Origin of the sequence: Dyella silvatica (genome assembly GCF_026283955.1) — a bacterium.
GTDB lineage: Bacteria > Pseudomonadota > Gammaproteobacteria > Xanthomonadales > Rhodanobacteraceae > Dyella_C > Dyella_C silvatica.
In genome coordinates, this window is record NZ_JAPDPE010000159.1 from 1 (window position 1) to 10,290 (window position 10,290).

At 64.1% G+C, this 10,290-nt stretch carries 8 protein-coding genes; 3 read left to right on the forward strand and 5 right to left on the reverse strand.

What is annotated here, in order from left to right:
• Positions 1 to 4,239: DEAD/DEAH box helicase (locus OUZ52_RS21160; protein ID WP_266160554.1), on the forward strand; the 4,239-nt coding region annotated here is incomplete at its 5' end.
• 33 nt (positions 4,240 to 4,272) lie between these two features.
• Here OUZ52_RS21160 and OUZ52_RS21165 read toward each other — a convergent pair.
• The 3 genes from OUZ52_RS21165 to ftrA all read right to left on the reverse strand — a co-directional run bounded on the left by OUZ52_RS21165 (position 4,273) and on the right by ftrA (position 6,923).
• On the reverse strand, positions 4,273 to 4,644 hold the full coding sequence (locus tag OUZ52_RS21165) for a nuclear transport factor 2 family protein (RefSeq protein WP_266160556.1): 372 nt from the start codon (positions 4,642 to 4,644) through the stop codon (positions 4,273 to 4,275).
• 243 nt (positions 4,645 to 4,887) lie between these two features.
• Positions 4,888 to 5,742 (reverse strand): EamA family transporter, encoded by an 855-nt coding sequence (locus tag OUZ52_RS21170; protein WP_266160558.1) that lies wholly within the window; start codon positions 5,740 to 5,742, stop codon positions 4,888 to 4,890.
• A 197-nt stretch (positions 5,743 to 5,939) separates the two neighbouring features.
• Positions 5,940 to 6,923: a transcriptional regulator FtrA gene (gene ftrA, locus OUZ52_RS21175; RefSeq protein WP_266160561.1), complete on the reverse strand. Its 984-nt coding sequence runs from the start codon at positions 6,921 to 6,923 to the stop codon at positions 5,940 to 5,942.
• A gap of 79 nt (positions 6,924 to 7,002) precedes the next feature.
• On the opposite strand from ftrA, the gene OUZ52_RS21180 reads away from it, so the two are divergent.
• Together OUZ52_RS21180 and OUZ52_RS21185 are read left to right on the forward strand one after the other, a co-directional pair.
• Positions 7,003 to 7,395 (forward strand): rhodanese-like domain-containing protein, encoded by a 393-nt coding sequence (locus OUZ52_RS21180; RefSeq protein WP_266160562.1) that lies wholly within the window; start codon positions 7,003 to 7,005, stop codon positions 7,393 to 7,395.
• A gap of 1 nt (position 7,396) precedes the next feature.
• Positions 7,397 to 7,933: a GNAT family N-acetyltransferase gene (locus OUZ52_RS21185; RefSeq protein ID WP_266160563.1), complete on the forward strand. Its 537-nt coding sequence runs from the start codon at positions 7,397 to 7,399 to the stop codon at positions 7,931 to 7,933.
• Here the strand turns inward: OUZ52_RS21185 and eda are convergent.
• Both eda and edd read right to left on the reverse strand, forming a co-directional pair.
• Entirely contained in the window at positions 7,918 to 8,565 is a 648-nt protein-coding gene (eda, locus tag OUZ52_RS21190) for a bifunctional 4-hydroxy-2-oxoglutarate aldolase/2-dehydro-3-deoxy-phosphogluconate aldolase (protein ID WP_266160565.1), read from the reverse strand. The two genes, OUZ52_RS21185 and eda, sit on opposite strands and share 16 nt — an antisense overlap.
• A 119-nt stretch (positions 8,566 to 8,684) precedes the next feature.
• A partial coding sequence (edd, locus tag OUZ52_RS21195; protein WP_266160564.1) for a phosphogluconate dehydratase occupies positions 8,685 to 10,290 on the reverse strand: 1,606 nt, incomplete at its 5' end.

Sequence of the window (10,290 nt, forward strand, 5' to 3'; positions counted from 1 at the left end):
GCATTTCTTGCCGCCATCGATGCGTTGATCTGCGAGGGCCTGGCCAACGCCGGCGCCCTGCCCGACCGCACCACGGTGGTCTACGTGTCGCCGCTGAAGGCGCTGTCCAACGACATTCGGATCAACCTGGAAGCACCGCTGGAAGGCATTCGCGCCGAACTCGAAAAACTCGGCCTGCCCGACGTGGATATCCGCACGGCGGTACGCACCGGCGATACGCCGCAGCTGGAACGCAACCTGATGCGCAAGCTGCCGCCGCATATCCTGGTCACCACGCCCGAATCGCTATACATCCTGCTGGGCTCCGAATCCGGCCGGAAAATGCTGAGCGGCACGCGCACGGTGATCGTCGATGAAATCCACGCGCTGGCGGGTAGTAAGCGCGGCGCGCATCTGGCCTTGTCGCTGGAGCGATTGGAATATCTATGCCAGCGCCGGTTGCTGCGCATCGGCTTGTCGGCGACGCAAAAGCCGATCGAAGAAGTGGCGCGCTTTTTAGTCGGCACGGGGGCCGATACCTCGTCGCTTGCGCTTGCTCCTGCCCAACCGTCCCCTGCTTACCAGCAGGGGAGCCCGGATTGCGCGATTGTCGATGTCGGCCATAGCCGCCCGCGCGACCTCGCCATCGATGTGCCGCCGGTGCCGCTGGAAGCGGTGATGTCGAACGATTGCTGGGAGTTGATCTACAACCAGCTCGCCACGCTGGTCCAGCAACACCGCACGACCCTGGTGTTCGTCAATACGCGGCGTATGGCCGAGCGGCTGTCGCGGCATTTGTCCGAGCGCCTGGGCAAACCCGCGGTGGCCGCCCATCACGGCAGCCTGGCCAAAGAGCAGCGACTGGATGCAGAGCAACGGCTGAAACGCGGCGAGCTGAAGGTGCTGGTGGCGACGGCGTCGCTGGAACTGGGCATCGATATCGGTGATGTGGATCTGGTCTGCCAGCTCGGCTCGCCGCGCTCGATCGCAGCCTTCTTGCAGCGCGCCGGGCGTTCGGGCCATGCGGTCAATGGCACGCCCAAGGCGCGGTTGTTTCCGACCACCCGCGATGATTTGATCGAATGCACGGCGCTACTCGACTGCGTACGCCGCGGCGAGCTCGATACCTTGATCCTGCCGCCGCAACCGCTGGACGTGCTGGCGCAGCAAATCGTCGCCGAGGTGGCGTGCCAGGAGTGGAGCGAAGACGCGCTGTATGCCGTGATATGTCGCGCACACCCGTATCGGGCGCTGTCGCGCGAGTCGTTCGACGCCATGGTGCGCATGCTTGCCGACGGCTTCAGCACGCGGCGCGGCGTGCGTGCGGCGTACATCCATCGCGACGCCGTGCATAAGCAGTTGCGCGCACGACGTGGCGCCCGGTTGACCGCGATTACCTCGGGCGGGGCGATACCCGACACCGCCGATTATCTGGTGGTGCTGGAACCGCAAGCCACGGTGATTGGTTCGGTGCATGAGGATTTCGCCGTCGAGAGCATGGCCGGCGATATTTTCCAGCTCGGCAATACCAGTTACCGCGTCTTGCGCGTAGAGCGCGACCGGCTGCGTGTGGAAGATGCCCACGGCGTGCCGCCGAGCATCCCGTTCTGGCTGGGCGAAGCCCCCGGCCGCAGCAACGAATTGTCACTGGGCGTATCGCGGCTGCGTGAAGAGATCGCCGCGCACATCGACGATGGCAGCGCCCTGCACTGGCTGATCCACGAGCTGGGCCTGAACGAAGCCGCCGCCCAGCAGCTGAGCGACTACCTGACCAAGGCCAAGGCGGCGCTAGGCGTGCTACCCACCCAGCAGACACTGGTGTTCGAGCGCTTTTTCGATGAATCGGGCGGCACCCAGCTGGTGATTCATACACCTTATGGCAGCCGTATCAACCGCGCCTGGGGCCTGGCCCTACGCAAACGTTTTTGCCGTCAATTCAATTTTGAGCTGCAAGCTGCCGCCACGGAAGATGCCATTGTGCTATCGCTGTCGACCAGCCACAGCTTTCCGCTGGAAGAGGTCGCGCGCTATCTGCATTCCAGCAGCGCCGAGCATGTGCTGATCCAGGCGCTGCTCGATGCGCCGCTGTTCCCGGCGCGCTGGCGCTGGAACGCGACCACAGCGCTGGCCCTGCCGCGCTTTCTCGGTGGCAAGAAGGTGCCGCCACCCTTGCAGCGGATGAAAAGCGAAGACCTGCTCGCCACGGTATTTCCCGATCAGGTCGCCTGCCAGGAAAACATCGTCGGCGAACGCGAGATTCCCGACCATCCGCTGGTCAATCAGACCTTGCACGACTGCCTGCGCGAGGCGATGGATGTCGATGGACTACTAGGCATTCTGCATGGGCTTGAGAATGGCTCGATCCAGGTGGTTGCGCGCGACCTCATTGCGCCCAGCCCGCTGGCCAGCGAAGTGCTCAACGCCGCGCCGTATGCCTTTCTCGACGACGCCCCGCTGGAGGAGCGGCGCACGCGCAACGTGTCCACCCAGCGCGGCCAGGATATCGACGATTTCGGCAAGCTCGACGCCGATGCGATTGCCGCGGTGAGGGCCGAGGCCTGGCCGGATGTCCGCCACGCCGACGAGATGCATGAAGCACTGAGCATGCTGGGCTTTGTCACTACGACCGAGGCCACGGACAAGCAAGGCTGGACCGGTTGGCTAGAAGCTCTGGCAGCGACGCAGCGGGCAACCAGCATGACGCTCCCGCCGCCAGCAACAGCTGGGACACCGGCGACGACAGCGGTTTGGAGCAGCGCCGAGAAGCTACCGCTGTGGCAGGCGCTGCACCCAGGCGCCAGCTTGCATCCGCCGATAGCCGCACCCGCCGAATACGCCGTGCAACCATGGACGCCGGAAAACGCGCTGCTTGAGTTGATTCGGGGCCGCCTGGTGGGTCTGGGGCCCACCACGGTCACCGCACTGGCGGCTTCGCTTGCGGTATTACCCAGCGAGGTGGAGCTGGCGCTGATGCGCCTGCAATCGGAAGGCTATGTGATCCAGGGCTTGTTCACGCCCACGGCCAGCGACACCGAATGGTGCGAGCGACACCTGCTCGCACGCAGTCACCGCTATACCATCGGCCGCCTGCGCCGTGAGATCGAGCCGGTAAGCCGGCGCAATCTGATGCGCTTTTTGTTCGAGTGGCAGCATGCCGCGCCAAGCACGCGGCTGAGCGGTCCCGAGGCATTGCCCGCCGTACTGGCGCAGCTGGAAGGTTATGAGACCGCGGCCGGAGCGTGGGAAGCCGAGCTGTTGCCAGCGCGTATCGAGGGCTATTCCACGCACTGGCTGGATGAGCAATGCCGGGCGGGCCGCATCAGTTGGAGCCGCCTGCGCGCCGGCAGCGGCAATAGCGGCCCGGTGCGCGCCACGCCTATCGTGCTTCTGCCACGACGCCATATGGCCGTATGGACGTCCGTGGCACACGCATCCCACACCCAGGATGGCCTGATTTCCTCGCGCGCCCAGGCCGTAGCCGATGCACTGACCCAGCAAGGTGCGCTGTTCTTCGATGAATTGCTCGATGCCACGCGCCTGCTGCGCACCGAGCTGGAAGATGCCTTGGGCGAACTGGTCGCGGCGGGCCGTATTACCGCTGACAGCTTCGCCGGGCTACGTGCGTTGCTGTTACCGGCAGCCAAACGCGATGCACACCGCCACCGCAGGGTGCGTCGAAACATGTTGGGCGGCATCGAAGATGCCGGCCGTTGGTCGTTGGCCCGTCCACCGTCCCAACCCGCACCGACGGAACGCGAGGCAGAAAACATCGAGCACATCGCGCGTAGCCTGTTGCAGCGCTACGGCGTGGTGTTTTGGAAACTGCTGGAACGCGAGGCGCCCTGGCTGCCTAGCTGGCGTGAGCTGCTACGCGTGTATCACCGGCTGGAAGCGCGCGGCGAAATTCGCGGCGGCCGTTTTGTCGATGGCCTGATCGGCGAGCAATTCGCCCTGCCTGAGGCCATCGGCCAACTGCGCAACGTGTGCCAGCGCGAACCCGATGGCCAGCTAATCTGTCTCAGCGGCTGCGATCCGCTCAATCTGGTGGGTACGGTACTGAGCGGCGATCGATTACCCGCGCTGATCGGTACCCGCGTGCTCTACGAAGACGGCATACCGGTAGCGGCACTGGTCGCGAACAAACCACAGTGGCTGATCGAAGGCGATGCGCTACAACAGCAGCGCTGGCGCCATGCGCTGTTGCGCCGACCGGATCAAGACGCCACACCGCTTTCGCTGGGCCTGTCGATGCGACGCTGACACCGCCTCGCTCAAGGGCGACGCTGCATACGCTTACTCGCTGTGATCGGCGATATAAATCAGCAAGCCATCGCGCTCACGAAATTCGCTGCGTCCCGGCATCGCCATGACCTGACCGGCGCGCACGCCATTGGGTAGATCGACACCGAACGTCCCTTCAAAAAAAATCTCCACATGCGCGGTATCGCCATCCTGGCGGTATGCCGTTACCGTCTGCCTGCGTGCCGAGAACAGATGCCGCGAGCTTTCCGCCAGATGGCGCAACTCATCGATACCCAGGGTGCGCAAACCCAGCATGCCTGCGCTGTAGTTTTCGAACACCACCTCGCGATGCATGGTCGCCAGCATGGCCTCCACGTCTTTGCGGTTGTAGGCGTCGATGTAACGGTCGATCAGGGTACGCATGAGTTGGTCCGGGAACGGGGAACGGGGAACGGGGAACGGGGAACGGGGAACGGGGAACGGGGAACGGGGAACGGGGAACGGGGAACGGGGAACGGGGAACGGGGAACGGGGAACGGGGAAAAGCCTATAAAGCAAGAGCAGAAAAGCAAGAGCTAAAACAAACAAACATCAAAAAGATCCAAAAGAACGCTGCGCTGCAATCACCCATCGAACTCCACGTTCCCTGTTCCCTGCTCCCCGCTCTTACCATGCAATCAACCCAATCGCCCCCAGCGCCAACAGCACGCCAAGCGCATTGAGCCGGCTCAGACGCTCGCGAAAGATCAGCGTGCCGACGACTGCGCCCAGGGCCACCACACCGAGATTCATGCTGGCGAAGACCAGCGAGGGGTGCTGCGCCAGCGCCTGATGCGCACGCAGATAAAACAGGATGTTGCCGAAATTCGTCAGGCCCAGCAGCAGGCCAGCGACGGCACTACGCGCGGTGAAGCGGGTTTGCTTGCGTGCGACCCGCCACAACTGAATAACCAGCGCCACGGGGAAGGCCAACGCGAACATCGCCTGCAACGACGCCGGCAGCGGCACGCCGGCAAGCGCCACTCGCTTGAACAAGATATCGATAATGCCGAAACCGACGAAGACCACCCATGGCCATACCCACGCACGCGCGCCTGCTGTCGCCTGCTTTTCATCCGCGCGCCAGACCATGCAGAGCAAGGCCAGCAGGCCCAGCGCGATGCCGACGCCTTTCTGCGCCACCAAGGGTTCGCCGAACAGCAGAAACGCCGCCAGCAGCGAGATCATCAATGACAAGCGTTGCGCCGCATCGCTGCGCACGATGCCGGCATGCCGCACCGACGATGCCAGCGCGAGAAAAATCGTCGGCAGCAGCACACCCAACCCGACCAGGCCCAGCCACGGCGCCTCGGTGCCGTGCAGCACCGCCAGCGAGGGATGAAACACCAAGGCGGTCATCACGCTGGCCATCACGTAGTTCCACATGATCGCCTGCCCCGCATCGATATCGAAACGACGCGCCAGCTTGAGCAAGACAGAAACCAGCACACTGCAGATGACGCTGAGGAGGATGTAGATCATGACGGGCCTGGCTGGGGAACGGGGAACGGGGAACGGGGAACGGGGAACGGGGAACGGGGAACGGGGAAAAACCTAAAAAGCAGGAGCAATAAAGCAAGAGCTATAACAAAGAAAGATCAAAAAAATTCAAAAGAACGCAGCGCCTCAACACCCTTCAACTTTTACGTTCCCTGTTCCCCGCTCCCTGTTCCCCGCTCTCAACTCCCAAACCGCTCCCGATACCGCAACGGACTCACTTGCAGCGTGCGGCGAAAATGATGGCGCAGTGTATCGGCGCTGCCGAAGCCGCAGATATCGGCGATGCGTTCGATCGGCAAGCTGCCGCCCTCGAGCAAGCTACGCGCACGGTCCAGCCGTTCGCGGGTCAGCCATTGCTTGGGGGTGCTGCCGGTGGCCTCCTCGAAACGCCGCAGCAGAGTGCGCTCGCTCACCCTGGCGCGTTCGGCCAGCAGGCTGAGCGGCAGCGGTTGCTCAAGGCGGCGGCGCATCCACTCCAGCAAGGTGCCTAGCGCGGCGCCTTGCTCGGGCAACGGCGCGGGAATGAACTGCGCCTGGCCGCCGTCGCGATGCGTCGGCACCACCGCGCGACGCGCGACCTGATTGGCGATCTGCGGGCCGTAGTCGCGGCGAATCAGGTGCAGTGACAGATCCAGCGCGGCGGCACTACCTGCCGAGGTGAGCAGATGGCCTTCGTCGACATACAACACACCTGGCTCGATGCGGATGCGCGGGTAGCGTTCGGCCAGTGCCTGCACATAGCGCCAATGCGTCGTCGCACGATGGCCATCGAGCAGACCGGCAGCGGCCAGCACGAATACGCCTGAGCAAAACGATAGCAATCGGGCGCCGCGTGCATGCGCCGCGCGCAAGGCATCGAGCAAGGCGGGCGGCGGTGCCGCATCCACCCCGCGCCAGCCTGGCACGATCACCGTGCCTGCCTGTGCCAGCCGCTCCAGGCCGCCTTGGGCGATGACCTGCAAACCGCCGCTGGCGCGCATGGGCCCGGCATCCACCGCGCACAATTCGAACTCGTACCAAGAGGCGATCTCCGGCCGCGCCAGGCCGAACATTTCTACCGCGATGCCGAACTCGAACGTGCACAGTCCGTCGTAGACCAGGGCCGCCACGCGGCGGTTGCAAGGGCCGGAACGGGCTCGCGGGCGTTTTGGCGGTTTATTCATGATGCATGGCATTCTCGCCAATGTCGGCCAACGGCACCAGTGCCGATACTGCGCACACCTTGAACCGCAGGAGTGCCTCATGAGCAGTGTCGTCCAACGTGTTTCCGCCGCCGCCAGCCCGCAGGCCCTGGCGCATTTCCAGGCGCGCCTCGGCTATGAGACCGATTGCGCCGACGTCTATTACGCCAGCAACCACGAGACCAAGGACTTCGTGCTGCTAGACGTGCGCACGCCCAATCTCTATGCCGCCGGCCACCTGCCCGGCGCACTCAACATACCGGTACGCATGCTTAGCGAGCAGCGCCTGGCCGAGTACGCGCCCGATACTTTGTTCGTGGTGTATTGCGCTGGCCCTCATTGCAACGGCGCCAACAAGGCCGCCATCAAGCTGGCCCAGCAAGGCCGCCCGGTGAAGGAAATGATCGGCGGGCTGACCGGCTGGATCGACGAAGGCTTCGGCCTGGAGCGCTGAGGTGAGCACCGCCGTAGTGCTGCGTCGTGCTTGCGGCGCGGATCTCCCCGCGCTGCTGCCGCTATGCGCCGAGCACGCGGCCTATGAGGGCCTGGCCCACGATGCGACCACGCACCATGCGAACCTGGTTGCGGCCTTGGACGCCTCGCCGCCCTTGCTATATGCCTGGCTGGCCAGCGTCGACCAGCAGGCGGTTGGCTATGCCAGTGCCACGCTGGATTTTTCCACCCTGGATCGCGCCAGCTTCTTGCATCTGGACTGCCTGTATGTGTGCGAAGGCTGGCGCGGTCACGCTATCGGCTTGCGGCTATGGCAAGCCGCACATGCGCTCGCCGCGCAGTTAGGCTGCCGGCAGATGCAATGGCAGACGCCTGACTGGAACGTGGCGGCCGCGCGCTTTTATCGACGGCTCGGCGCACAGGAAACGGCCAAACGTCGCTACACGCTCGCGCTCGAGTGCCAGGCGCAGAGCCCAGAACCAGCCAGATCAGTCGACCCGGCCTTCAACGCCAACGGCACTTGTCAACGCGCTGACTGACATAACGCAGCAGCACCGCGCGCCAATTGCTCGATACCTTCCCAGTCGGCGTTCTTGAGCTTGTCGGCCGGGGTAAGCCAGGAGCCGCCGACGCAAAGCACGTTCGGCAAGACCAGGAACTCGGGCGCGCTGGTCAAGCTGATGCCGCCGGTGGGACAGAAGCGCACCTGTGGCAACGGACTGGCCCAGGCGCTGATCAGTTTTGCGCCGCCCGCCGGCACTGCGGGGAAAAATTTCTGCAGGCGATAGCCGCGCTCCAGCAAGCTCATGACCTCGCTGGCGGTAGCGGCACCGGGTAGCAACGGCAAGTCACTGTCGTCGGCGGCGGCCAGCAAATGCGGCGATACGCCCGGCGACACGGCGAAGCGCGCGCCAGCCTGTTCGGCGGCGTGTAGATCTTTTGCGCTCAACACCGTGCCGACGCCAATGACCACGCCTTCGACCTCGGCGGCAATGGCGCGAATGGCCTCCAGCGCGGCGGGTGTGCGCAGGGTGACCTCGATCGCCGGGATGCCGCCGGCGACCAGGGCGCGCGCCATCGGCACCGCGGCCTTGACGTCGTCGATAACGACCACGGGGACCACCGGCGCTAAGCGCAGAGTGGCTTCGATTTGCCGCTGCTTATGTTCCATGGATGCGCTCACATGCTCTCCGTTGGGGAATAACCACCGTGGATTGATAGGCCCGAATCGATAGGTTTCATTCGATAGGTCTTATCGCCAAGACGTAACACTGGACCGCCACCGACGTATCAAAGCACACCCGCGCCAAGGTCCGCGCTAGTCGCCGCCTGGCGGAACAGGCCAAACAATTCGCGCCCCATGCCGATGTGATGGGCGGAGAGGTCGGCCGTAACCGGTACTCGCGCCGCAAACTCGGCCGCATCGACCAGCACATCCAGCTGCCCGGTCGCGGCGTCGAGACGAATCATGTCGCCTTCGCGAATCCTGGCAATGGCGCCACCGGCCTCGGCCTCGGGCGTTACGTGGATCGCTGCCGGCACGCGACCCGACGCACCTGACATGCGGCCATCGGTCAGCAAGGCACTGCGGTGGCCGCGATCCTGCAGCACGGCAAGCGTTGGGGTGAGCTTGTGCAACTCCGGCATGCCATTGGCACGTGGCCCCTGAAACCGCACGACCGCGATGAAGTCGCGATTCAATTCACCACGTTCAAAAGCCCGGCGCACGTCGTCCTGGTCGTGAAACACCAGGGCCGGCGCCTCGATCACCAGGCGTTCATCCGGCACGGATGACACCTTGATCACCGCGCGGCCCAGATTGCCGTCCAGCATGCGCAAGCCGCCATCGGCGCGGAACGGCTCGGACGTGCCGCGCAATACACCGCGATTGCCGCTCTCTTTAGTCACCGGACTCCAATGCAATTGGCCGTCCATATTCAATTCGGGTATCTGCGTATAGCCGTCCATGCCGGTGCCGAATACGGTGCGTACATCACGGTGTAGCAAACCGGCATCGAGCAACTGATCGATCAAGAAGGCCATGCCGCCGGCCTGATGAAACTGGTTCACGTCGGCATAGCCATTCGGGTACACCCGCGCCAGCAGCGGTATCGCCGATGACAAGGCATCGAAATCGTCCCAGCGCAGCTCGATACCCGCCGCCCGCGCAATCGCCACCAAGTGCAGCAGGTGATTGGTCGAGCCACCGGTGGCATGCAAGCCAATCACGCCATTGACGATGGCGCGCTCATCGACGATATGGCCGATTGGCAAGCGGCCGGCGCCCACTTCACTGAGCGCGGCGACCCGGCGTACCGCTTCCACGGTAAGCGCTTCGCGCAGCAGCGTATCGGGCGCGACGAAACTCGAGCCCGGCAAGTGCAGGCCCATGATCTCCATCAGCATCTGATTGGAATTGGCAGTGCCGTAGAAAGTGCAGGTACCGGCTGCGTGATAGGCCGCGGCCTCGGCTTCCAGCAGCTCGGCGCGGTCGGCCTTGCCCTCGGCATAGGCTTGGCGCACCTTGGATTTTTGCTCGTTGGTGATCCCGCTGGGCATCGGACCGGACGGTACGAAAATGCCTGGCAAGTGGCCAAAGCTCAGCGCGCCGATCAACAGACCCGGCACGATCTTGTCGCAGATACCGAGGTAAAGCGCACCATCGAACATGTCATGCGACAGCGACACCGCCGTCGCCATGGCAATCAAGTCGCGCGAGAACAACGACAACTCCATGCCGGCGCGGCCCTGAGTCACGCCATCGCACATCGCCGGCACGCCGCCGGCCATTTGCGCGGTGACGCCGACTTGGCGCGCCGCCTCGCGAATCAGCGCCGGATAACGCTCATACGGCTGATGCGCGGAAAGCATGTCGTTATACGCATTGATGATGCCC

Coding starts and splice junctions, on each gene's coding strand:
- OUZ52_RS21165 (WP_266160556.1), bottom strand. CDS start 4,644: ATGCGTACCCTGATCGACCGTTACATCGACGCCTACAACCGCAAAGAC.
- OUZ52_RS21170 (WP_266160558.1), bottom strand. CDS start 5,742: ATGATCTACATCCTCCTCAGCGTCATCTGCAGTGTGCTGGTTTCTGTC.
- ftrA (WP_266160561.1), bottom strand. CDS start 6,923: ATGAATAAACCGCCAAAACGCCCGCGAGCCCGTTCCGGCCCTTGCAAC.
- OUZ52_RS21180 (WP_266160562.1), top strand. CDS start 7,003: ATGAGCAGTGTCGTCCAACGTGTTTCCGCCGCCGCCAGCCCGCAGGCC.
- eda (WP_266160565.1), bottom strand. CDS start 8,565: ATGGAACATAAGCAGCGGCAAATCGAAGCCACTCTGCGCTTAGCGCCG.